We start from the raw sequence: 22894 nt of genomic DNA, 5'->3' as shown, positions 1-22894 counted from the left end.
CCAAGAATCCACCGCTTTCACCTAGATCGTTCCGCCCGTTCACGTACTTGCTCAACTATTCCAGGTGCAAGCAACCCCCGCCGCAACCAAGCACGATCCGCACCGCGGACTACTTCATCGACATCATGGATCACGACACCATACGGACAGCGTAAGGGGTCATGCCATCCCATCGCACCGGGGAGATCTGGACGGTCGATCCGGACTGCGGGGCCTCCAGCATTTCGTCGTTTCCGAGATACAGGGCGACGTGCTGGCTGGCGTTCGGGCCCCAGAAGATCATGTCGCCGCGCTGCATCTCCTCCGAGGGAACCTGCTCGCCCGCGGTGTACTGATACCCGGTGTAGTGGGGCAGGGAGATGCCGATCCCGGCGAACGCATAGATCATCAGGCCGGAGCAGTCGAAACCGACCTTGTTGAAGTCGCCGTAACTGTCGGCGACACCGCCGTCGCGGATGCCGAGGGTCGGGCCGTTCTCGTCGCCGCCGCCCCACGCGTACTCCACACCGATCTGGGACAGACCCCGGTCGATGACGGTCTCGATGGCCTCGCTGCCGGTCAGGTCCTCACCGCTGGTCGACGGCTTCGACTTGGGGGTGGACTTCGGTGTGGTCGTCCCACCGTCCGCGGAGTAGTCGGAGTCCTCGTCCTCCGAGTCCTCCTCGATCGTGGTGTGCGCGCGCTGCCCCGCGGCGAGTTCCGCGGCGCGCTGTCGAGCCGCCTCGTTGGCGGCGACGCGCGCGGCGGCCTGTGTCGCGGCTTCCCGGGCCGCGGCGGCGATGGCCGCCTTCTGCGCGTCCTCGGCGCGTTTCTGCTCCTCCCACGTCGCGTACGCCTCACGCTGCCCCTGCAGCCCCGCGACGTTCCCTCGGGCGGCGTCGAGCTGGGCCTGGGCGGCGGCGCGGTTGCTCTCGATCTGTGCCTTCTTGGCAGCCTGATCCTGCAGCGCCGAACGGGCGATCGCGATCGCCTGCTCCGCGAGCGACTTCTTCGCCGCGGCCTGGTCGGCGGCCACGTCCGCCTGCTGCTTGGCCTCGCGTGCCGCGGAATCCTTGTTGGCCTGCGCGGTCCGTGCCCGCTGCAGACCCTCGAGCACCGCGTTCTGGCTGGTGGCCAGGAGTTTCAGAACCTGCGCGCGATCCAGGACGTCGCCGGGCCCCTGGGCGCCCAGGTACGTCGAGATCGAGGAGACGTTGGTGCCCTGCGTGTAGCTCGACCGGGCGTACTTGTCGAAGTCCTTCTGCGCGAGTTCGATCTGCGCCCCGGCGTCGCGCAGCGCCTGCTGCGAGGCCCCGACCACGTTGGCCGCCAGATCGGCGGCGCTGCGGGCGTTCTGCAGATCGACCAGAGCCCGGTTCACGTCCTCGCGCTTGATGGCGACCTCGTTGTCGAGCTGAGCGAGCTGCTGATCCGCGGAGGCGACCTGGTTGATCAGTTCGCTGACCTGCCCGAGGCCCGCCGACACCTGGGTCTGGGCTTGCGCGATGTCGTTGTCGGACGGATTCGGTGGCGGGGGCGGTACGGCTGCGGCCAGGCCGGGTGTGCTGCCGACCAGGGCTCCGACGATGCCCAATCCGATCAGGAGGCGCGCCGTGCGAGTGTGCCCGCGGGAGAAGCTACGGTGCCCCACTCCAGCTCGTGCTTGTCGCTTCACAACTCTCTCCCTCGGTTCTGCACCGATCACGCACACCGCGCCGTGCTCGTCGTGGGGAGAAATTTGCGGCAGCCACACCTTCCCGTGCTTCGGCGACACCGACATACGCCGGATCGTCGTCACTTTGGACGTCAATCACCAGCCTGCGACACTTCTTCCCCAAGAGCGCCAAATGCACCGTACGACACTTCCGGACTCTATGGAAACTTTAGTCACAAATAACACATGAGTAATTTGACCAGCGGAAATGTCGAACTGTGAATCGTCGGCGCTATTTACGCGCATCGACGCAGGCAGCGGCCACAGTCGGGCGAATCGTGAAATTGCCGCCGAGTTATCCCGGAAATTCGGCAGGCGTCAGGGCTTCTGTCGCTCGTACGACGTGCCGGCCCCCGCGGCGTTGTCGCCCTTTTCCGGAGTGTCGTCACGCGATCCGGACGCCCGGCGCGATTTCGCGAAGAACGTGGCGGCCGACGCGATCACGACGATCGCGACGATGACGGCCGTGATCAGGGCCCACGGGGGTCCCGGCTCGATCACCTCGTCGACGAAGTGATTGGCGGAGACCACCGCATCGCCGGTGTAGGTGCGGTCCTGACCCGATTCGAGCAGGACCCGGCTGATCGAATCGCTGTACGTGCCGACCCAGCTGGGACTCAGCACCAGAACGGTGCCGCCCTCTTCCGCCCCGACCTCGGTCGCGAGGTCGCGCAGCTGCGAATCGCGGCCGGGATCCTCGTCCAGCACCACGATGCTCAGCTTGATCCCGTGGTCGGCGGCGCGGTCGACCACGGCGGCGAGTTCACTCGCCTCGTCGGACGGCGCCGACACGCCGTCGTCGGACACGTCCGCGACCACGTCGGAGACGTCGATGTCTTCCGGAAGGTCCGTCGACAACGGGAGGGCCGACTGGACGGGGAGCATGACACTGGCAGGAAGTGCGGTGGCGATAGGGGCAGGCATCTCTCATCCGGGTTTGCTGTAGGAACGTAAGCCTCGCGTGAACACTACGTGAGGAGTCCCCGAAGTTCCGTTCCGTCCGCGCGCGTCCCGCGTCGGCGTCGAGGAGAATCGCCGGGGGTACACGCTCGATTCCCCCCGAATTCTCACAGGACAAGCGTACTGTTAGACTATCGGAGGTACCGCGGTATGGGCCGATTCCGTCATCGCTAGCACGACAGCGCACACGGATCAGCCGTGCCCGCAGTGCCTGCAGCCGTCGACACAGCCCCGTCGGCGGCGACCCTCATAGACGAGTGGAGCTGACGTGAGCACGAGTATTGATTCGTTCGGCGCCAAAGGCACCCTCGAGGTCGGTGAGAACTCCTACGAGATCTTCCGCCTCTCGGCCGTGCCCGGCACCGAAAAATTGCCCTATGCACTGAAGGTTCTCGCCGAGAACCTGCTTCGCACCGAGGACGGCGCGAACATCACCGCCGACCACATTCGCGCCATCGCGAGCTGGGATCCCTCGGCCGACCCGAACGTCGAGATCCAGTTCACGCCTGCCCGCGTGATCATGCAGGACTTCACCGGCGTCCCCTGCATCGTGGACCTCGCCACCATGCGTGAAGCGGTCACCGCACTCGGCGGCGACCCGAACAAGGTGAACCCCCTCGCACCCGCCGAGATGGTCATCGACCACTCGGTCATCATCGACGTCGCCGGCCGCGCCGACGCATTCGAGCGCAACGTCGAGATCGAGTACTCCCGCAACGGTGAGCGCTACCAGTTCCTCCGCTGGGGCCAGGGCGCGTTCGACGACTTCAAGGTCGTCCCCCCGGGCACCGGCATCGTCCACCAGGTCAACATCGAGCACCTGGCCCGGACGATCATGGTCCGTAACGGCCAGGCGTACCCCGACACCTGCGTCGGCACCGACTCGCACACCACCATGGTCAACGGCCTGGGCGTGCTGGGCTGGGGCGTCGGCGGCATCGAGGCCGAGGCCGCCATGCTCGGCCAGCCCGTCTCCATGCTGATCCCGCGCGTCGTCGGTTTCAAGCTGACCGGTGAGATCAAGCCCGGCGTCACAGCCACCGACGTGGTCCTCACCGTCACCGACATGCTGCGCAAGCACGGCGTCGTCGGCAAGTTCGTCGAGTTCTACGGCAAGGGCGTGGCCGAGGTTCCGCTGGCCAACCGCGCGACGCTCGGCAACATGAGCCCCGAGTTCGGTTCCACCGCCGCGATCTTCCCGATCGACGCCGAGACCGTCAGCTACCTCCGCCTCACCGGCCGCTCCGAGGAGCAGCTCGCACTCGTCGAGGCGTACGCGAAGGAACAGGGACTCTGGCACGACGCCGACCACGAGCCCGAGTACTCCGAGTACCTCGAACTCGACCTCGGTGACGTGGTTCCGTCCATCGCAGGCCCGAAGCGCCCGCAGGACCGAATCCTGTTGTCGGACTCGAAGAACGCGTTCCGCAAGGACATCCACAACTACGTGGAGGAGCACCACCCCACGGGTCACTCGCAGCTCGACGAGGCCGTCGAGGAGTCGTTCCCCGCCAGCGATCCCGCCGCCCTGTCGTTCGCCGACGACGGCGCCGTCGACGTGCAGTCGGCCGCCAACGGATCCGAGGGCCGCCCGACCAAGCCGGTCAAGGTTCTGTCCGAGGACAAGGGCGAGTTCATCCTCGACCACGGTGCCGTCGTGATCGCGTCGATCACCTCCTGCACCAACACGTCCAACCCGTCGGTCATGCTCGGCGCGGCCCTGCTCGCCCGCAACGCCGTCGAGAAGGGCCTGTCCGCCAAGCCGTGGGTCAAGACCTCCATGGCTCCCGGTTCGCAGGTCGTCACCGACTACTACAACAAGTCCGGCCTCTGGCCGTACCTGGAGAAGCTCGGCTTCTACCTCGTCGGTTACGGCTGCGCCACCTGCATCGGCAACTCCGGCCCGCTGGACGAGCAGATCTCGCAGGCGATCCAGGACAACGACCTCACCGCCACCGCGGTGCTGTCGGGTAACCGCAACTTCGAGGGACGCATCTCCCCCGACGTGAAGATGAACTACCTGGCTTCCCCGCCGCTGGTCATCGCGTACGCCCTCGCAGGCACCATGGACTTCGACTTCGAGCACGACGCCCTCGGCCAGGACGCCGACGGCAACGACGTGTTCCTGAAGGACATCTGGCCCTCTCCCCAGGAGATCCAGGAGACCATCAACTCCTCGATCAGCCAGGAGATGTACGTCAAGGGTTACGCGGACGTCTTCAAGGGCGACGAGCGCTGGCGTGGACTGCCCACCCCGGAGGGCAAGACCTTCGAGTGGGACGCCAACTCCACCTACGTGCGGAAGCCACCGTACTTCGACGGCATGCCGAAGGAGCCGACCCCGGTCAGCGACATCAAGGGCGCCCGCGTCCTCGCGCTGCTCGGCGACTCGGTCACCACGGACCACATCTCCCCGGCAGGCAACATCAAGGCCGGAACGCCTGCGTCGCAGTACCTGGACGCGAACGGCATCGACCGCAAGGACTACAACTCCTACGGCTCGCGTCGCGGCAACCACGAGGTGATGATCCGCGGCACGTTCGCGAACATCCGTCTGCGCAACCAGCTCCTCGACGACGTCTCCGGTGGCTACACCCGCGACTTCACCCAGGACGGCGGCCCGCAGGCGTTCATCTACGACGCGTCGCAGAACTACCAGAAGGCCGGCATCCCGCTGGTCGTGCTGGGCGGCAAGGAGTACGGCTCCGGATCGTCCCGTGACTGGGCCGCCAAGGGCACCAGCCTCCTCGGCGTCAAGGCCGTCATCACCGAGTCGTTCGAGCGCATCCACCGCTCCAACCTCATCGGCATGGGCGTCGTGCCGCTGCAGTTCCCGGCCGGCGAGTCCGCTGCGTCGCTGAAGCTGGACGGCACCGAGGTCTTCGACATCGAAGGCGTCGAGAAGCTGAACGAGGGTGTCACGCCGAAGACCGTCAAGGTCACGGCAACCCGCGAGAACGGTGAGAAGGTCGTCTTCGACGCGGTTGTGCGCATCGACACGCCCGGCGAGGCCGACTACTACCGCAACGGCGGCATCCTGCAGTACGTGCTCCGCAACATGATCAAGGGCTAGGCGCTACCGCGCCTGTGCGAGCTTTCGGCCCATAGGCGCTACGCACCTGTGAGTGTTTTCGGCCATGGCAGGCACGAAGCGCGCACGACCAGTTTCAGGGGAGCTCCGCTGTTCCCGATCGAGGTGGTCGTGCGCGCTTCGTGCATTCGGTGACCCTCAGATGTCGAGGGCCGAAACACTCACAGGCCGACGAAGGAGGCACTTTGCCCAAGGTCAGTGAAGACCATCTCGCGGCACGGCGCAGTCAGATCCTCGACGGCGCCCGCCGCTGCTTTGCCGAATACGGCTACGACGGTGCCACCGTCCGCCGGCTCGAAGAAGTGACCGGACTGTCACGCGGGGCGATCTTCCATCACTTCAAGGACAAGGACGGCTTGTTCCTGGCGCTCGCCCACGAGGACGCGACCAGGATGGCCGACGTCGTCGCCCACGAGGGCCTCGTCCAGGTGATGCGGGACATGCTCGCCCAGCCCGAACAGTTCGACTGGCTGGGAACCCGGCTCGAGATCGCCCGACGGCTGCGGAACGATCCCGACTTCCGCAGAAGCTGGTCACAACGGTCGGCGGAACTCACCGAGGCGACCATGGCGCGTCTCGCGCGGCAGAAATCCGCGGGCCGCCTCCGCGACGACGTCCCGACCGACGTCCTGATCGGCTACCTGGACCTGGTTCTCGACGGCCTCGTCGCGCGCATCGCCTCCGGGCACGCCGGCGACAACCTGTCGGCCGTGCTCGACCTCGTCGAGGAATCCGTCCGACGCCGCGACTGACACCGCACTCCCCCACCGAGACCGGTCAGGTCTTGCGACGGTGAGCTCCGCCTCGTCCGCGGAGCTCCACCTCGGACTCCGCGAGAATGTTGCGGACGAATCCGTACGATCTCCCCATTTCCCGGGCGAGGGAACGAATACTCGCTCCGGCCTGGTAGCGCTCCTTCAGCTCCGCCTGCAGATCGGCGCGCGACGGTCCCGTGATCCGAGCGCTCTTGGCGAAGACCCCGATGTCAGCCATGAACTCCTCCAGTCGGCGAGCGACGGTGGTTTCCACGGTAGAGCCCCGCGACGGCGATATCTACGCGCAGTGATCAGGCGAGCTGGATCAGTTCCAGGTAGTCCTGCGACCAGTGGTCCTCGGTGCCGTCGGGCAGCAGAATGACCCGTTCCGGGTCGAGCGCCTCGGCCGCACCCGGGTCGTGTGTCACCAGCACGACGGCACCGGTGTAGCTGCGGAGCGCGTCCAGCACCTGCTCGCGGGAGACGGGGTCGAGGTTGTTCGTCGGCTCGTCGAGCAGCAGGACGTTCGCCGCGGACGACACGAGACCCGCGAGCGCGAGGCGCGTCTTCTCACCACCGGACAGGGTGCCTGCGGGCTGCTCGAGCTGCGGGCCGGTGAACATGAACGCACCGAGCAGCGAACGCAGCTCCTGCTCCCCCGTGTCGGGGGCCGCGTGGCGAATGTTCTCCCACACCGACGCGTTGTCGTCGAGGGTGTCGTGCTCCTGCGCGAAATAGCCGATCTTCAGCCCGTGACCGGGGACGAGCCCGCCCGCGTCCGGCGTCTCGACGCCGCCGAGAATGCGCAGCAGCGTCGTCTTACCGGCACCGTTGAGACCGAGCACCACGACCCGTGACCCACGGTCGATCGCGAGATCCACTCCGGTGAAGATCTCGAGCGAACCGTAGACCTTGGTCAGGTTCTCCGCCATCAGCGGAGTCTTGCCGCACGCGGCCGGCTCGGGGAACCGGATCCGGGCCACCTTGTCGGACACGCGTTCCGCGTCGAGGTCGGACATCAGCTTGTCGGCGCGCTTCGCCATGTTCTGCGCCGCCACCGCCTTGGTGGCCTTCGCGCCGAGCTTCGCGGCCTGCGCGCGCAGCGCACCGGCCTTCTTCTCCGCATTGGCGCGCTCGCGGCGACGACGCTGTTCGTCGGTCGCGCGGGCGTCGAGGTACTTCTTCCAGCTCATGTTGTACACGTCGGCCTCGCCGCGCACGGCGTCGAGGAACCACACCCGGTTCACGACGTCGTTGAGCAGATCGACGTCGTGGCTGATCACGATCAGACCACCCTCGTGGTTCTGCAGGAATCCCCGCAGCCAGGTGATCGAGTCGGCGTCGAGGTGGTTGGTCGGCTCGTCGAGCAGAAGAGTCGTGTCCGACCGTCCGCCGCTACCGTCCGACGCCGCGAACAAAATGCGCGCCAGTTCCACACGTCGGCGCTGACCACCCGACAGGGTGTGCAGCTGCTGACCGAGGATGCGGTCGGCCAGGCCGAGACTGTTGCAGATGCGCGCAGCTTCGCTCTCGGCCTCGTAACCCCCGAGGGCCGAGAAGCGGTCCTCGAGGTTTCCGTACTTGCGCACGGCCTTGTCGCGCTCGGCGTCGTCGACGACCTCCGACATCAGGATCTGCTGCTTCTCCATGTCCCGCAGCAGCGAGTCGAGGCCGCGCGCGGACAACACGCGGTCCTTCGCGAGGACGTCGAGGTCGCCTTCCTTCGGGTCCTGCGGGAGGTATCCGAGATCGCCGGTGCGCACCACGGCACCCGCATACGGCTCCCCCTCCCCCGCAAGAATGCGGAGGGTGGTCGTCTTGCCGGCACCGTTGCGGCCGACCAGCCCGATGCGGTCGCCGGGCTGCACCCGCAAAGCCGGCCCGGGCGCGGACAGCAACGTCCGTACTCCAGCTCGAACTTCCAGGTCGGTAGCGGTGATCAACAAGACTCCTAGGAAAATGACGCTCGCGTTGAATGAGAAAAACTGAGCAAAGAACACACGAACCAGCAATTTTACCCGACCGCCGGCGACTCGGAACACGCCCGCCAGTGATCCCGCTAACGTTCGCGGCCGTATCCGACTCGCAGAAAGCCCCTGGCCCTCTCGTCGTTGGCGTGTTGATCGGGAGTGATGCGTTCGGGAGTTTGTACACGGTGGTGACGTCTGTGGGTGGGAGGAGCGATGGCCACCGTGAAAAGTCGGGAAACTAGTGTGTTCCGTCTGGGCCCGACTCTATACGGCGGCTGCCGACGTGCTGGATCGGGAAGCCCGACCGACGTCTTCCGGGATTTCGCAGGCGCATTCAGGTTCCCCACCCCGCGCGACTCCATCTCGCTCAACTCTTCGCGCTCCCCCACGGTCGGCGAGGCAGGACCGCGGCGCCCACTCCCCCCAGCACCCGCCGTGGCCGGTCCGGGCTGTCCAGGGTGAGTTGACGAGGTCGTGACGTGCGCCGGCGAAACCTCCACTACCCCGAGCTATCCGGAGCGCACCGGGATGAGTTCGGGAAATAGTGGTGTTCCGTCCGTGTCCGATTCTGGAACGCGGATCTGTTCTCCGGCAGGGAACCCGGCTCTCGTGTCAGGCTGGCTGCGTGACAGCTTCTCCCCGTCCAGCGATCTGGGACGTTGCGATCGTGGGCCTCGGGCCCGCCGGCCGCGCCCTCGCCCACCGGGCCACAGCTCTCGGTGCGACGGTCGTTTCGGTCGACCCGCTCCCCCGGAGGTCGTGGACCGCGACGTACGCGGCGTGGGAAGACGAGCTCCCCGACTGGCTCCCTCGGGACGCGATCGAAACGAGAACTTCTCGCCCGGCGGCCTGGACGACACGTCGCCACATCATCGATCGCACATATTGTGTTTTGAATACATCGTCACTGCAATCAATACTCAGCAGGGAATGCGGAACCGTCCTCGCAGGTAGAGCCGTGGACCTCTCCCCCACGTCCGTTCTGCTGGACGACGGGTCCACGCTGGAGGCGCACGTCGTGGTCGACGCTCGCGGCACCGGCGACAGCCCCGACCTCGCCCAGCAGACGGCCTACGGCGTCGTGGTGGACCCCGGCACGGCCGCCCATGCGCTCGCCGGCGACGCCGCGGTGTTCATGGACTGGCGCCGCGACAACGGCACATCGCCCTCGGACGTGCCGTCGTTCCTCTACGGGGTCCCCCTCGCGCACGACCGGTTCCTGCTCGAAGAGACCTGCCTGGTCGGTCGCCCGCCACTCCCGATCTCGGAACTCGCCACCCGACTCCACGACCGACTCCGACAGCGGGGCGTCACCGTACCGTCCCATTCGGACGTCGAGAGAGTCAGATTCGCCGTCGAACCACCCCCCGAGGCGGGTCGTGCCCACAGCTCGGATCAGGTGCGCTTCGGGGCCCGCGCCGGGTTGATGCACCCCGGAACGGGTTACAGCGTCGCAGCGTCGCTCCTGTGCGCAGATGTTCTGGCCCACGATCTTCGTGACGGTTCGAACGCGCGACTGTGGCCATGGAAGGCCCGCACCGTCGCGTCCCTGCGGTCGGTCGGTCTTCGCGTCCTCCTGAATCTGGATGCAGAACACGTCCCCGAATTCTTCGAGCATTTCTTCGATCTACCACCACAACTCCAGGCGGCATATCTGTCCGAACGGTCGAATCCGCGCGGAACCCTGTCCGCAATGGGGCGGATGTTTCGGGCATCCTCCGGCGATATCCGCAGTGTGATTCTCCGTTCGACGCTTCGCCGGGAAGTTCGATGAACTGTCGCGCGAACGCGAAAAGGAGACCATCATGGAACGCATGCGGTCGATATGGAAGGGCTCGATAGCGTTCGGACTCGTGAATGTGCCGGTCAAGGTCTATTCGGCAACCGAGGATCACGACATCAGGTTTCACCAGGTCCATGCCAAGGACGGCGGCCGGATCAAATACAACCGCGTCTGCTCCGAATGCGGCAACGTCGTCCAATACGCCGATATCGACAAGGCCTACGACTCCGACGACGGCGTGCGCGTGGTGTTGACGGACGATGATTTCGGGAAACTGCCCGCCGCCGAGAAACACGAGATTCCCGTTCTGCAGTTCGTGCCGACCGAACAGATCGACCCCATTCTGTTCGAGAAGAGTTACTTCCTCGAACCCGATTCCAGCTCTCCGAAGGCGTATGTCCTCCTCGCGACAGCCCTCGAGAACAGCGACCGCACAGCCCTCGTCCACTTCACCCTCCGGCAGCGCACCCGACTGGCCGCGATGCGGTCACGCGACGGGGTACTGGTGATCCAGACGCTGCTGTGGCCGGACGAGGTACGCGCCGCCGAGTTCTCCTCGCTCGACGGCGTCGACAAGCCGAAGGCGAAGGAACTCGCCATGGCCGAGACGCTCGTCGACAGCATGGCCGACGACTTCGACCCCACCGAATTCACCGACGACTACCAGGTGCAGTTGCGTGAACTGCTCGACGAGATGATCGAGTCGGGCGGCAAGAAGGTCATCCCCGTCGCCGAAGTCGAGAAGAGCGGCGAGGACGCCGAAGTGGTGGACCTGGTGGCGGCACTGCAGCGCAGCGTCGACGCCGCCGGGAAGAAGGCCGCACCCGCCAAGAAGAAGCCGGCCAAGAAGGCTCCGGCCAAGACCGCCGCGAAGAAGGCCACCTCCAAGTCGTCCACTTCGGAACGCAAACGCGCCTGAACCGACGCGGAGGGGCTGGTCAGACCGTGAAGCCGAGCGCGCGCAACTGCTCGCGGCCGTCCTCGGTGATCTTGTCGGGGCCCCACGGCGGGAGCCACACCCAGTTGATCTTCAGTTCGTTGCACAGACCGCTGCGCACGAGCGCGCCCCGCGACTGGTCCTCGATGACATCGGTCAGCGGGCACGCCGCCGACGTGAGCGTCATGTCGAGGGTCACGACGTCCTCTTCCTCGGTGATTCCGTACACGAGACCGAGGTCGACGACGTTGATGCCGAGTTCGGGGTCCACGACGTCACGCATCGCCTCCTCGAGCTCCTCGAGGCGTTTCGGGTCGGTAATCGCACCCGACGCGGCAGTGGCGGTCTCGCCGCCGTGGTCGGCCGTCGCCTGGTCCGGTACGGCCGTGGCGTCCGCCTCCGGCGTCTGCGTCTCGCTCATGATGCCTGTCCTCCGATTCGAGCTGGTTCGCCGTCTTCTGTCGGAACGGCCGAATCCCGTTCGTCCACGACCCGGTCGTCCACTATCTGAACAACCGCGTCCTTGAATGCCATCCATCCCAGCAGCGCACACTTCACGCGAGCCGGGTACTTCGAGACGCCGACGAAGGCGATGCCGTCCCCGAGGACGTCCTCGTCCCCCTCGACGGTACCGCGGCTGCTGACCATCTCGTTGAATGCGGCAACGGTCTGCAGGGCCTGCTCGACGGGCATCCCGACCACCTGATCGGTGAGCACCGACGTCGACGCCTGGCTGATGGAGCAACCCTGGCCGTCGTACGACACATCCACGACGGTGCCGTCGTCGGCGAGCTGCACGCGCAGCGTCACTTCGTCACCGCACGTGGGATTGACGTGGTGGACTTCGGCGCCGAACGGTTCGCGCAGACCGCGGCCGTGGGGATGCTTGTAGTGGTCCAGGATCACTTCCTGGTACATCTGTTCCATTCTCATGCAGGAACCTCCCCGAAGAACTCCTGTGCGCGCCGCACCGCCGCCGCAAGTGCGTCGATCTCGTCGACCGTGTTGTACAGCGCGAACGACGCCCTCGCCGTGGCCGCGACACCGAAATGACGGTGCAGGGGCCAGGCGCAGTGGTGGCCGACGCGGATGGCGACCCCCTCGTCGTCGAGAATCTGACCGAGATCGTGTGCGTGGATTCCGTCGACCACGAACGACACTGCCCCGCCGCGGTCCTCGGCGGTCGTGGGTCCGATGATGCGCACACCGTCGATGGCACCGAGCGCCGCCAGTGCCGCCTCGACCAGGGTGTGCTCATGCGCCGCGACCGCGTCCATCCCGATCTCCTCGAGATACCGGACCGCTGCGCCGAGTCCGACCACCTGCGACGTCATCGGAACGCCCGCCTCGAACCGCTGCGGCGGCGGCGCATAGGTGGTGCGTTCCATCGTGACGGTCTCGATCATCGAACCACCGGTGATGAACGGCGGCATCGCGTTCAGCAGTTCGCGGCGCCCGTACAGGACACCCACGCCGGACGGGCCGAGCATCTTGTGCCCCGAGAAGGCCGCGTAGTCCACGCCGAGCGCGTGGAAGTCCACCGCCATGTGCGGGACGGACTGGCACGCGTCGAGTACCACCAGCGCGCCGACCGCGCGGGCGCGACGCACCAATTCCTCGACGGGTGCCACCGCCCCGGTCACGTTGGACTGGTGGGTGAACGCCACGACCTTGACGGCGTCGGTCAGCTCGAGCGAATCGAGATCGATCCGGCCGTCGTCGGTGACGCCGTACCAGCGCAACGTCGCGCCGGTGCTGCGCGCGAGCTCCTGCCACGGCACGAGATTGGCGTGATGCTCGAGTTCGGTGATGACGATCTCGTCGCCGGGGCCGAGGTGCCGCTCGAAGCGGTCGTCGCCGAGGACGTGAGTGACGAGATTCAGCGATTCCGTCGCGTTCTTGGTGAACACGAGTTCGTCGCTGTCGGCACCGACGAACGCGGCGATCGCCGCACGCGCATTCTCGTACGCGTCGGTGGCCTCTTCGGCGAGCTGGTGAGCGCCCCGGTGCACGGCCGCGTTACAGGTGGTGAGGAACTCCCTCTCGGCGTCGAGCACCTGGTTCGGGCGCTGTGACGTCGCGCCCGAATCGAGGTACACCAGCGGTTTTCCGTCGCGGACCGTACGCGCCAGGATCGGGAAGTCCTCCCGGATCCGGGTGACGTCGAATACGCGCACCGAGGTGGTCATCTGCGTTTATGCTCCTTGCGTTGCTGCAGCCTGGGTGAAGCGCTCGTAGCCCTTCGCCTCGAGCTCGTCGGCCAGTTCCGGTCCGCCCGACTCGACGACACGACCGCCGACGAACACGTGGACGTATTCCGGCTTGATGTACCGGAGGATGCGCGTGTAGTGCGTGATGAGCAGGATTCCGCCGTGCTCGCGTTCCTTGTACTTGTTCACGCCCTCGGAGACGACGCGCAGGGCGTCGACGTCGAGACCGGAGTCGGTCTCGTCGAGGATCGCGATCTTCGGCTTCAGGAGACCGAGCTGCAGGATCTCGTGGCGCTTCTTCTCACCGCCGGAGAATCCTTCGTTGACACTGCGCTCGCCGAACGAGGGGTCGATGTCCAGCTCGGTCAGCGCCTCCTTGACTTCCTTCACCCAGTGACGGAGCTTCGGGGCCTCGCCACGGACTGCGGCGGCCGCGGTGCGCAGGAAGTTGGACATCGAGACGCCGGGGACCTCGACCGGGTACTGCATCGCGAGGAACAGTCCGGCGCGGGCACGCTCGTCGACGCTCATCTCGAGGACGTTCTCACCGTTGAGGGTGATGGAGCCCGAGGTGATCTGGTACTTGGGGTGACCCGCGATGGCGTACGACAGCGTCGACTTGCCGGACCCGTTGGGTCCCATGATCGCGTGGGTCTCGCCGGAACGAACCGTCAGATTCACACCCTTGAGGATGTTGATCGGGTCGGCGTTCTCGTCGGTGTTCGCGACGTCGACGTGCAGGTCCTTGATTTCCAGGACCGAGGTTTCGGGGGTGGAAGCGTCAGGGGTAGACATTGTGATCCTTCGAAGAAATGGGAAGTAGTGGTCCGGCGGCGCGGGTCACACGCCGACTGCGGCGAGTTCGGCCTCGACAGCAGCCTCGAGGCGCTCGCGAATCTCGGCGACGGCGATCTTGTTGATGATCTCGTGGAAGAACCCGCGCACGACGAGTCGCCGTGCCGCGTCCTCGGGGATTCCGCGGGCGCGCAGGTAGAACAACTGCTCGTCGTCGAATCGTCCCGTGGCGCTGGCGTGGCCGGCACCCACGATCTCACCGGTCTCGATCTCGAGGTTCGGAACCGAGTCGGCGCGTGCACCGTCCGTCAGGACGAGGTTGCGGTTCAGCTCGAACGTGTCGGTGCCTTCGGCCGCGGCGCGGATCAGCACGTCGCCGATCCACACGGTGTGGGCGTCGGGCTTTCCCGAATTCGGATCACCCTGCAGGGCGCCCTTGTAGACCACGTTGGACTTGCAGTGCGGCTGCGAGTGATCCACCAGCAGTCGCTGCTCGAAGTGCTGTCCGGCGTCGGCGAAGTACAGGCCGAGCAGTTCGGCGTCGCCGCCCGGACCGTCGTACTTGACGGTCGCGGACAGGCGGACGAGGTCGCCGCCGAGGCTGATCGCGTTGTGGCGGAGCACCGCGTCACGGCCCAGCCGCGCGTGATGCGACGCGACGTGCACGGCGTCGTCGGCCCAGTCCTGGACGGCGACCACGGTGAGGCGGGCGCTGTCGCCGAGAACGAATTCGACGTTCTCGGCGAACGTGCCGCTGCCGCGCTGGTCGATGACGACGGTCGCCTTCGCGAAGGCGTCGAGCCGGATCTGCAGGTGCCCGAAGGCGACCTTGTCCTCGCCCGGGCCGGTGACCGTGATGTTGATCGTCTCGGCGACCTCGACCTCACGGCCGACCGTCACGACGGTGGCCGTCTCGAAACCCGAGTAGGCCTGTGCGGCCACCCGGTCGGCGGGCACGCCGGCCTTGCCCAGCCGGTCGTCGTCACGCCCGACGGTCTCGACCTGGACGGAGTCCGGACCGGCGACGTCGACGGTGACCGTGCCGTTCGCGATGGCCGTTCCGTCGTGCAGTCCGCGGAGTCGGCGCAGCGGGGTGAACCGCCAGACCTCGTCGCGACCACCCGGGATCTCGAAGGCGTTGACGTCGAACGAGGTGAAGACCTCACCCTTGTTCTTGATCGGCGAGCCGGTGGCGGTCCGCGCTATCCGCGGATTCTCCCCTGCGACGGCTCCCGCGACTCCGAGATTCTGGACACCAGTTTCTGGCGTGGTCACTAACCCACCGCCCCTTCCATCTGCAGTTCGATCAGGCGGTTCAGTTCCAGGGCGTACTCCATCGGGAGTTCCTTGGCGATCGGCTCGACGAAGCCGCGCACGACCGTGGCCATGGCCTCGTCTTCGGTGAGCCCGCGACTCATCAGGTAGAACAGCTGGTCGTCGCTCACCTTCGAAACGGTGGCCTCGTGGCCCATGGTCACGTCGTCCTCGCGGATGTCGACGTACGGGTAGGTGTCCGAGCGGCTGATCTGATCGACCAGCAGCGCGTCACACTTGACCGTCGACTTGGAACCGTGAGCACCCTTGTTGACCTGGACGAGTCCGCGGTAGGACGCGCGTCCGCCGCCACGTGCCACCGACTTGCTGATGATCGTCGACGACGTGTACGGCGCGAGGTGCAGCATCTTGGCACCGGTGTCCTGGTGCTGTCCCTCACCGGCGAATGCCACGGAGAGAACCTCGCCGCGGGCGTGCTCGCCCATCATCCAGACGGCCGGGTACTTCATGGTGACCTTCGACCCGATGTTGCCGTCGATCCACTCCATGGATCCGCCGGCCTCGACCTTGGTGCGCTTGGTGACCAGGTTGTAGACGTTGTTCGACCAGTTCTGGATGGTCGTGTAGCGGCAGTGGCCGCCCTTCTTCACGATGATCTCGACGACCGCGGAGTGCAGGGAGTCCGACTTGTAGATCGGCGCCGTGCAGCCCTCGACGTAGTGCACCGAGGCACCCTCGTCGACGATGATCAGGGTCCTCTCGAACTGGCCCATGTTCTCCGTGTTGATGCGGAAGTAGGCCTGCAGCGGGATGTCGACGTGCACACCCGGCGGGACGTAGATGAAGGAGCCACCCGACCACACCGCGGTGTTCAGCGCGGAGAACTTGTTGTCGCCGGCCGGGATGACCGTGCCGAAGTACTCCCGGAACAGCTCGGGGTGCTGCTTCAGGCCCGTGTCGGTGTCGAGGAAGATCACGCCCTGCGCCTCGAGGTCCTCACGGATCGAGTGGTACACCACCTCGGACTCGTACTGAGCCGCGACACCGGCGACGAGGCGCTGCTTCTCGGCCTCGGGGATGCCCAGCTTGTCGTACGTGTTCTTGATGTCCTCGGGCAGGTCTTCCCAGCTCTCGGCCTGCTTCTCGCTCGAGCGCACGAAGTACTTGATGTTGTCGAAGTCGATGCCCTCGAGGTTCGAACCCCAGTTCGGCATCGGCTTCTTGTCGAAGGTCTTCAGTGCGCGCAGGCGGATGTCGAGCATCCAGTCCGGCTCGCTCTTCTTCGCCGAGATGTCGCGCACGACGTCTTCGGACAGACCGCGCTGCGCACTGGCACCGGCCTCGTCGGAATCGGACCAGCCGTACCCGTAATGCCCGAGTGACGCGATGGTCTCTTCCTGCGTGAGCGGCTCGGCGTTGGCCGACGCAGTGGATGTCACCTGGTCTGATGTGACGGTCATGCGAGCTCCTTCCGGAGTCTTGTTACGAGACCGGCGAGGGCTGGTCGCCGGTGGAGAACAGGTTGCTGACTAGGGGATCTATCGGGAAATCGTTGTTATTTGGGACCGGACGGGGGGACGAGTGGAACGTGGGTGGTGCATGCGCAGTCGCCGTTCGCGATGGTCGCGAGCCGCTGGACGTGGGTGCCGAGCAGTTGGGCGAACGCTTCCTGCTCGGCTTCGCACAGTTCCGGGAACTCCTCGGCCACGTGTGAGACCGGGCAGTGGTGCTGGCAGATCTGCACGCCGTTGCCCACCGGGCGCGTCGACGCCGCGAATCCCGCAGTGGTGAACGCGTCGGCGATGGCGTCGGCGGTGGTTTCGAGGCCCTCGGCGCTCTGATCGTCTGCCGGGGTCACGTTTCCGACGATCGCCTGGACTCGGCGACGAGCGAAATCGGTGATCGCGGCGTCTCCCCCGACCTCCCGCAATTGACGCATGGCCGCACCGGCGAGGTCGTCGTACGCGTGTCCGAGCCTGCCGCGGCCCTTGGCGGTGATCTGGAAGTATTTGGCGGGTCGTCCTCGTCCGCGGTGACGCACGGCGACGGAGGACGCCTCGCGCGCCTCACCGGAGTCCAGGAGTGCGTCGAGGTGCCGGCGGACACCGGCGGCACTGAGGCCGAGGCGGGTTCCGATTTCCGATGCGGTGATCGGCCCCTCCTCGAGGAGGAGCTTCACGACGGCAGCGCGGGTGTGGCCTTCGTGGCCGACGGCGACGGGTGACGCGGTTCCGACAGGCGCCGCCGAGGAAGGCGCGTGAACTGCGCTTTCCTTCGTTGCACGTGGTGTCGTTTCCGTTTTCACAACACCAGTGTGACGGAATTCGGATCGCAGGTCTACTAAGGGTGCCCTGCCTTACACCTGTGATTATGTGCCGCCCGGGCCCGGGAATACTGGCCGAACCGGTTGTGTTCGGCGCACCGCTACGCTGCCTGTGTGCCGCAGACCCCCGAGAACCCGGAGCCGACCCGCGCGGAGCCGACCTTCACGGCTCGCGCCGCTCTCCGACATCCGGCCGAGCTCGCCCGCCGGGCGCTGGGCATCGACGGCCGCTCCCCGCGCCCCTCGGTGGCGGCCGCGTTGCACGGCGACGAGCCGGAAACCGCGGGGCTGAACGAACAGGAAACCGCGCAGCTCCGCGGGATCCGCCGGTTCGGCGCCACCGGAACCGTCCTGATGGCGGTGGGTGCGCTGGGCGCAGGCGCCCAGCCGGTACTGCAGAACCCGGTCCAGGGGCTTCGCGTCATCGGGCTTCCCGCCCGGATCCCCAGCGTCGCATTGACGCTCACCATGACCGGCACCGTGATGATCGTGCTCGCGTGGCTCCTCCTCGGGCGCTTCGCGATCGGCAGCCTGCAGTCCGGGGCCGTGCGTCGCCTCAACCGGTCTCAGCTCGACCGCACCCTGCTGCTGTGGATCATCCCGCTGTCCGTCGCGCCGCCGATGTTCAGCAAGGACGTGTACTCGTACCTCGCTCAGAGCGAGATCGCGGCCCGCGGGCTCGATCCCTACGCGATCGGTCCCGCCGGTGCGCTCGGGGTCGATCACGTCCTGACCCGGACCGTGCCGACGATCTGGCGCGACACCCCGGCGCCGTACGGGCCGCTGTTCCTCTGGATGGGGCGTGGAATCAGCTGGCTGACCGGCGAGAACATCGTCGCGGGGATCTTCCTGCACCGGCTGCTGGCCCTCGCCGGTGTGGCGATGATCGTGTGGGCACTCCCCCGGCTGGCGCGGCGCTGCGGTGTCGCCGAGGTCAGCGCCCTCTGGCTGGGCGCCGCCAACCCCCTGCTGCTGTTCCACCTGGTCGCCGGAATTCACAACGAGGCTCTGATGCTCGGCCTCATGCTGGCCGGGATCGAGCTGGCGCTGCGGGCCGTCGAACGATCGGAGCCGATCCGCGGGCAATCTCTCCTCCTCCTGCTGTCCGGGGCGGCACTCATCGCCCTGTCGTCGACGATCAAGATCCCCTCCCTCCTCGCACTGGGATTCGTCGGGATGGCGCTCGCCCGGAGATGGGGCGGAACCCCGAAAGCGGTGCTCACCGCGGCCGCCCTGCTCGGCGGGGTGGCCCTGGTGGTCACCCTCGCCATCAGCACGTCCAGCGGACTCGGCATCGGCTGGGTACACACCCTCGGCACTGCGAACGCGGTCCGCAGTTGGATGTCCATCCCCACGCTCCTCGGGCTGGGCACCGGACTGGCCGGGGTCCTGCTGGGCCTCGGCGACCACACGACGGCGGTGCTGAGCCTGACCCGGCCGATCGCGGCCGTCGCTGCGGCGTTCATCACACTGCGGATGCTCGTCGCCACTCTCGTCGGCCGCATCCACGCGGTCGGCGCGCTGGGGCTGTCCCTCGGCGCGGTCGTCCTCCTCTTTCCCGTGGTGCAGCCCTGGTATCTGCTGTGGGCGGTCCTGCCGCTCGCCGCCTGGGCCACGGCACCCGCGTTCCGCGTCCCCGCCATCGTCTTCTCGTCCATCGTCAGCGTCATCCTGATGCCGAACGGCGGCGAGTACCAGCCGTTCGTCATCGTGCAGGCCGCCATCGCCACCATCTTCACAGCCGGAACGCTGATCGTGATCACCCGAAACCGGCTGCCGTGGCGGGTCGGTTCGGAGCAGCAGCCGACCGTGCCGGACACCCAGGATCCGCCCCGGGACGACGCCGACGCGGAAAGCCGGGGCACCGGCCGGGTCACACCAGGCCAGGGCTTACGCTGATTCCCCGTGACCTCGCGAACGCCCGGATCGGCGCAACCTGCTGTACGCCTGGAAGGCGTGGTGAAGACCTTCGACGGTGTGAGGGCCGTCGACGGACTCGATCTCACCGTCGAACCTGCACAGGTGGTCGCGTTGCTCGGTCCCAACGGCGCGGGTAAGACGACCACAGTCGAAATGTGTGAGGGCTTCGTCCGCCCGGACAGCGGCACCGTCCGCGTCCTCGGACTCGACCCCGTCGCGGATGCCGGCGCCGTCCGGGCCCGGATCGGTGTGATGCTCCAGGGCGGCGGCGCCTACCCCGGTTCCCGCGCCGGAGAAATGCTCGACCTCGTCGCCGCCTACTCGGCCGACCCCCTCGACCCCGACTGGTTGCTGCGCAGCCTCGGACTCGAGGATTCCCGTCGCACCCCCTACCGCAGGCTGTCGGGCGGGCAGCAGCAGCGCCTGTCCCTGGCCTGCGCGCTGGTCGGCAGGCCGGAACTGGTCTTCCTCGACGAACCCACCGCCGGACTCGACGCCCAGGCCCGCCTGCTCGTGTGGGAACTGATCGACGCCCTGCGCCGCGACGGCGTCAGTGTGCTGCTGACGACGCACCTGATGGACGAGGCCGAGGAGCTCGCGGACCGGCTCGTCATCATCGACCACGGGTCGATCGTCGCGGCGGGCACGCCCGCCGAGGTCACCAGCCGCGGCGCCGAGGGCCAGTTGCGGCTCAGCGCGCCCGCCGGTCTGGACACCGAGCCCCTCGCGAGAGCCCTCCCCGACGGTTTCCGGGTGGCCGAGTCCGGACCGGGCACCTACCTCGTCGAAGGGCCGATCGATCCGAAGGTGGTGGCGTCGGTCGCGTCGTGGTGCGCCGATCTGGATGCCCTGATCAGCGATATCCGCGTCGACCAGCGCAGCCTCGAGGACGTCTTCCTCGAACTCACCGGCCGGGAACTGAGGGGATGACGATGAGCACCAGCGACCGTCTGACGGAGAATCGTTTCGCCCCGGGCACGTTCGCGCCCGACCCCCGCCCGAGTGGCGCGGCGGTCATGTTGCGGGCCCAGACCGCGCTCGAACTCAAACTGCTCCTGCGCAACGGCGAACAGCTGCTGCTGACCATGTTCATCCCGATCACACTGCTGATCGGCCTGTGTCTGCTGCCCATCGGCGACCTCGGAACGTCGCGGGTCGACAAGGTGGTCCCCGCCGTCATGATGGTGGCGGTGATGTCCACCGCGTTCACCGGCCAGGCCATCGCGGTCGGCTTCGACCGCCGGTACGGGGCGCTCAAGCGGCTCGGCGCCACCCCCCTGCCGACGTGGGGAATCATCGCCGGGAAGAGCGCCGCCGTGGTCATCGTCGTCGCCCTGCAGTCGGTGCTCCTCGGTTCGATCGGGCTGGCGCTCGGCTGGCGTCCGAGTGCGTGGGGACTGGTTCTCGGCGCCGTGATCATCGCCCTGGGCACCGTGACGTTCGCGGCGATGGGACTGCTGCTCGGCGGCACCCTCCGCGCCGACATCGTCCTCGCGCTGGCCAACATCCTGTGGTTCGTCATGGTCGGCGTCGGCAGCGTGGTGTTCGCCACCGGCGAGCTGCCCTGGCTCCTCCACACCGGGGCCCGGCTGATCCCGTCCGGTGCGCTCGCGCACGCGCTCGACGCCGCACTGTCGGGGTCGGTGGATCTGCTCAGCGTCGTGGTCCTCGTCGTCTGGGGTGCGGCCGCGGGAGCCCTGGCGGCCCGGACGTTCCGATTCACGTGATCCGCCGTCCCGCAGCCGGGCGCGCCCGCACCGTCGGCACCGTTCTGGCAGTCCTGCTCGCCGTCCTCGGCTGCGGCACGCTGCCCGCGGGCGCCGCACCGCAGTGGGGTCCGCCCGCCGCGCCGAATCCGTTCCTCGGACCCGCCGGCACGTCCACGATGCACGGCGACGCGGGGTCCACCGACGTCACTCCGCTGCCCGGTCCCGGCACCGGCCCGCTCACCCTGTCCGCGTACCCGCTGGTGTCGGCGTGCCCGACCCTCCTGCAGGGTTCCGACCGGCTCGTCGTCGCCTTGTGCACGTCCGTGGCCGGCCAGGTCCCGACCGTTCACCTCATCGACCCCGCCGCCCCCGCGGCCCCGTTCGGCAGCTCGCTCGCCACGTTCGCGCTGGCGAAGGGCAGCCTCCTGGGCGGCGTGTACGCATTCCTCGACAACGACAACCGGCTGGTCGTGGTGGACGGCAACCGTCAGCTACTGCGCCTCGGACATTCGCAGGATCCCGAAGGCCGCTGGCGGATCACCGTCGACTCGCGCGTCGACCTGTCCGGCAGTGTTCCGCCGGGTGACAACGTGACCGGACTGACACCGGACTGGCAGGGCAACGTCTGGTTCGCCACGGGTGGCGGTGTCGTCGGAGCCGTGGATCGCGCCGGCGTCGCGCATGCTCTGCCGTTGGCCGCGGGCGAACAGGTCCAGAACAGCATCTCCACCTCGCCCGCCGGCACCGCGGTCGCGACGACGCATGCCCTGTACCAGTTCACGCTCCGCGACGGGGCGGTGCGGGTGGACTGGCGGCGCGACTACGACCGCGGCCCGGACCGTAAGCCGGGGCAACTCAGCCACGGCACCGGATCCACCCCCACCTACTTCGGACCGTCGACCGGCAGCGATTTCGTCGCGATCGTCGACAACGCCGACCCGCAGGTGAGTCTTCGGGTCTTCCGCGCCGATTCCGGTGACGAGATCTGCTCCCTTCCGGTGCTCGGCAGCCCGGGCGGCAGCGAGAACTCGCCGATCGGTATAGCCAATTCGGTGTATGTCGCGGGGACGTACGGCTACCCGTATCCCGCGGTTCCGGACGGCGCGGGCCCGGCGGTGCCGACGAACGCCCCGTTCACCGGCGGCATGACCCGTGTCGACATCGACCCGATCGGCTGCCACCAGGTGTGGAGCAACGACGTCCGCAGCGCGGCGGTACCCCATCTCTCGACCGGTGACGGGTTGCTGTACACCGTGATCCGTCACGGGTTCGACGTCACCACGCCCCTGGACGGCTTCTCGTTCGCGGTGATCGATCCGGCGGACGGTTCGGTCGAGCACACCAGCCCACTCCCCGGCACCGCGGTCAACGACACACTGCAGATGTCCGGACTCGTCACCGACACCGGCGACTTCTGGCAGGGCACGGTCACCGGCATCCTGCGGATTCGCGGCGAGTAGCACGGAGTCGAGC

Annotated in this window: 19 protein-coding genes; 8 read left to right on the top strand and 11 right to left on the bottom strand. The window is 67.3% G+C overall.

Annotated elements, in window-relative coordinates; genetic code table 11:
* Positions 1 to 130: 130 nt before the first annotated feature.
* Positions 131 to 1654, bottom strand: coding sequence for an NlpC/P60 family protein (locus QM841_RS13455; protein ID WP_105418552.1), 1524 nt, complete (start codon positions 1652 to 1654; stop codon positions 131 to 133).
* 357 nt (positions 1655 to 2011) lie between these two features.
* On the bottom strand, positions 2012 to 2617 hold the full coding sequence (locus QM841_RS13450) for an Rv1476 family membrane protein (protein ID WP_283332365.1): 606 nt from the start codon (positions 2615 to 2617) through the stop codon (positions 2012 to 2014).
* A 304-nt stretch (positions 2618 to 2921) separates the two neighbouring features.
* Between QM841_RS13450 and acnA the strand changes: the two genes are divergently transcribed.
* A complete protein-coding gene (gene acnA / locus QM841_RS13445) occupies positions 2922 to 5726 on the top strand; it encodes an aconitate hydratase AcnA (protein WP_280784552.1) in 2805 nt (934 codons plus the stop codon).
* Between the two features lie 203 nt (positions 5727 to 5929).
* The gene (locus QM841_RS13440) at positions 5930 to 6496 is read left to right on the top strand and encodes a TetR/AcrR family transcriptional regulator (protein ID WP_009480470.1); all 567 of its coding nucleotides are present in this window, start codon (positions 5930 to 5932) and stop codon (positions 6494 to 6496) included.
* Positions 6497 to 6521: 25 nt separating this feature from the next.
* Here the strand turns inward: QM841_RS13440 and QM841_RS13435 are convergent, their stop codons facing one another.
* Positions 6522 to 6737: a helix-turn-helix domain-containing protein gene (locus QM841_RS13435; protein ID WP_005255033.1), complete on the bottom strand. Its 216-nt coding sequence runs from the start codon at positions 6735 to 6737 to the stop codon at positions 6522 to 6524.
* Positions 6738 to 6810: 73 nt separating this feature from the next.
* On the bottom strand, positions 6811 to 8442 hold the full coding sequence (locus QM841_RS13430) for an ABC-F family ATP-binding cassette domain-containing protein (RefSeq protein WP_072942064.1): 1632 nt from the start codon (positions 8440 to 8442) through the stop codon (positions 6811 to 6813).
* A gap of 652 nt (positions 8443 to 9094) precedes the next feature.
* On the opposite strand from QM841_RS13430, the gene QM841_RS13425 reads away from it, so the two are divergent.
* Together QM841_RS13425 and ku are read left to right on the top strand one after the other, a co-directional pair.
* Entirely contained in the window at positions 9095 to 10243 is a 1149-nt protein-coding gene (locus QM841_RS13425) for a lycopene cyclase family protein (RefSeq protein ID WP_283332364.1), read from the top strand.
* A 40-nt stretch (positions 10244 to 10283) separates the two neighbouring features.
* Complete coding sequence (gene ku, locus QM841_RS13420) at positions 10284 to 11171, top strand: non-homologous end joining protein Ku (protein WP_443706314.1); 888 nt, start codon at positions 10284 to 10286, stop codon at positions 11169 to 11171.
* A gap of 19 nt (positions 11172 to 11190) precedes the next feature.
* Here the strand turns inward: ku and QM841_RS13415 are convergent, their stop codons facing one another.
* The 7 genes from QM841_RS13415 to QM841_RS13385 form a co-directional block, all read right to left on the bottom strand.
* On the bottom strand, positions 11191 to 11610 hold the full coding sequence (locus tag QM841_RS13415; protein WP_283332363.1) for a metal-sulfur cluster assembly factor: 420 nt from the start codon (positions 11608 to 11610) through the stop codon (positions 11191 to 11193).
* Positions 11607 to 12122, bottom strand: a complete 516-nt coding sequence (gene sufU, locus QM841_RS13410; protein WP_283332362.1) for a Fe-S cluster assembly sulfur transfer protein SufU — start codon at positions 12120 to 12122, stop codon at positions 11607 to 11609. Before sufU ends, QM841_RS13415 begins: the two co-directional genes overlap by 4 nt.
* Positions 12119 to 13378, bottom strand: coding sequence for a cysteine desulfurase (locus QM841_RS13405; RefSeq protein WP_105418540.1), 1260 nt, complete (start codon positions 13376 to 13378; stop codon positions 12119 to 12121). Before QM841_RS13405 ends, sufU begins: the two co-directional genes overlap by 4 nt.
* A 6-nt stretch (positions 13379 to 13384) precedes the next feature.
* The gene (gene sufC / locus QM841_RS13400) at positions 13385 to 14194 is read right to left on the bottom strand and encodes a Fe-S cluster assembly ATPase SufC (RefSeq protein ID WP_283332361.1); all 810 of its coding nucleotides are present in this window, start codon (positions 14192 to 14194) and stop codon (positions 13385 to 13387) included.
* A gap of 45 nt (positions 14195 to 14239) precedes the next feature.
* Complete coding sequence (gene sufD / locus QM841_RS13395) at positions 14240 to 15469, bottom strand: Fe-S cluster assembly protein SufD (RefSeq protein ID WP_283332360.1); 1230 nt, start codon at positions 15467 to 15469, stop codon at positions 14240 to 14242.
* Entirely contained in the window at positions 15469 to 16929 is a 1461-nt protein-coding gene (sufB, locus tag QM841_RS13390; RefSeq protein ID WP_009480461.1) for a Fe-S cluster assembly protein SufB, read from the bottom strand. Before sufB ends, sufD begins: the two co-directional genes overlap by 1 nt.
* 95 nt (positions 16930 to 17024) lie before the next feature.
* Positions 17025 to 17774, bottom strand: a complete 750-nt coding sequence (locus tag QM841_RS13385; RefSeq protein ID WP_280782152.1) for a helix-turn-helix transcriptional regulator — start codon at positions 17772 to 17774, stop codon at positions 17025 to 17027.
* 132 nt (positions 17775 to 17906) lie between these two features.
* Here QM841_RS13385 and mptB point away from each other — a divergent pair, with 132 nt between their 5' ends.
* The 4 genes from mptB to QM841_RS13365 are packed head-to-tail and all read left to right on the top strand — an operon-like array spanning position 17907 to position 22881.
* A complete protein-coding gene (gene mptB, locus QM841_RS13380; protein ID WP_502942667.1) occupies positions 17907 to 19691 on the top strand; it encodes a polyprenol phosphomannose-dependent alpha 1,6 mannosyltransferase MptB in 1785 nt (594 codons plus the stop codon).
* Positions 19692 to 19697: 6 nt separating this feature from the next.
* Positions 19698 to 20642: an ABC transporter ATP-binding protein gene (locus QM841_RS13375; protein WP_037203409.1), complete on the top strand. Its 945-nt coding sequence runs from the start codon at positions 19698 to 19700 to the stop codon at positions 20640 to 20642.
* Positions 20639 to 21439: an ABC transporter permease gene (locus QM841_RS13370; RefSeq protein WP_105418530.1), complete on the top strand. Its 801-nt coding sequence runs from the start codon at positions 20639 to 20641 to the stop codon at positions 21437 to 21439. The genes QM841_RS13375 and QM841_RS13370 overlap by 4 nt, the downstream gene beginning before the upstream one ends.
* Positions 21436 to 22881: a hypothetical protein gene (locus QM841_RS13365; RefSeq protein ID WP_283332359.1), complete on the top strand. Its 1446-nt coding sequence runs from the start codon at positions 21436 to 21438 to the stop codon at positions 22879 to 22881. Before QM841_RS13370 ends, QM841_RS13365 begins: the two co-directional genes overlap by 4 nt.
* Positions 22882 to 22894: the final 13 nt, after the last annotated feature.

The organism is Rhodococcus sp. IEGM 1307, assembly GCF_030056915.1.
In the GTDB taxonomy this organism is placed as follows: domain Bacteria; phylum Actinomycetota; class Actinomycetes; order Mycobacteriales; family Mycobacteriaceae; genus Rhodococcus_F; species Rhodococcus_F opacus_D.
This window is presented reverse-complemented; position numbering and strand designations above follow the sequence as displayed.

What these genes read in the sequence shown, in the direction of transcription:
- sufB (WP_009480461.1), bottom strand. Translation starts at nt 16,929, where the DNA reads ATGACCGTCACATCAGACCAGGTGACATCCACTGCGTCGGCCAACGCC.
- QM841_RS13435 (WP_005255033.1), bottom strand. Translation starts at nt 6,737, where the DNA reads ATGGCTGACATCGGGGTCTTCGCCAAGAGCGCTCGGATCACGGGACCG.
- QM841_RS13450 (WP_283332365.1), bottom strand. Translation starts at nt 2,617, where the DNA reads ATGCCTGCCCCTATCGCCACCGCACTTCCTGCCAGTGTCATGCTCCCC.
- QM841_RS13415 (WP_283332363.1), bottom strand. Translation starts at nt 11,610, where the DNA reads ATGAGCGAGACGCAGACGCCGGAGGCGGACGCCACGGCCGTACCGGAC.
- sufU (WP_283332362.1), bottom strand. Translation starts at nt 12,122, where the DNA reads ATGAGAATGGAACAGATGTACCAGGAAGTGATCCTGGACCACTACAAG.
- sufC (WP_283332361.1), bottom strand. Translation starts at nt 14,194, where the DNA reads ATGTCTACCCCTGACGCTTCCACCCCCGAAACCTCGGTCCTGGAAATC.
- ku (WP_443706314.1), top strand. Translation starts at nt 10,284, where the DNA reads ATGCGGTCGATATGGAAGGGCTCGATAGCGTTCGGACTCGTGAATGTG.
- QM841_RS13405 (WP_105418540.1), bottom strand. Translation starts at nt 13,378, where the DNA reads ATGACCACCTCGGTGCGCGTATTCGACGTCACCCGGATCCGGGAGGAC.
- QM841_RS13370 (WP_105418530.1), top strand. Translation starts at nt 20,639, where the DNA reads ATGACGATGAGCACCAGCGACCGTCTGACGGAGAATCGTTTCGCCCCG.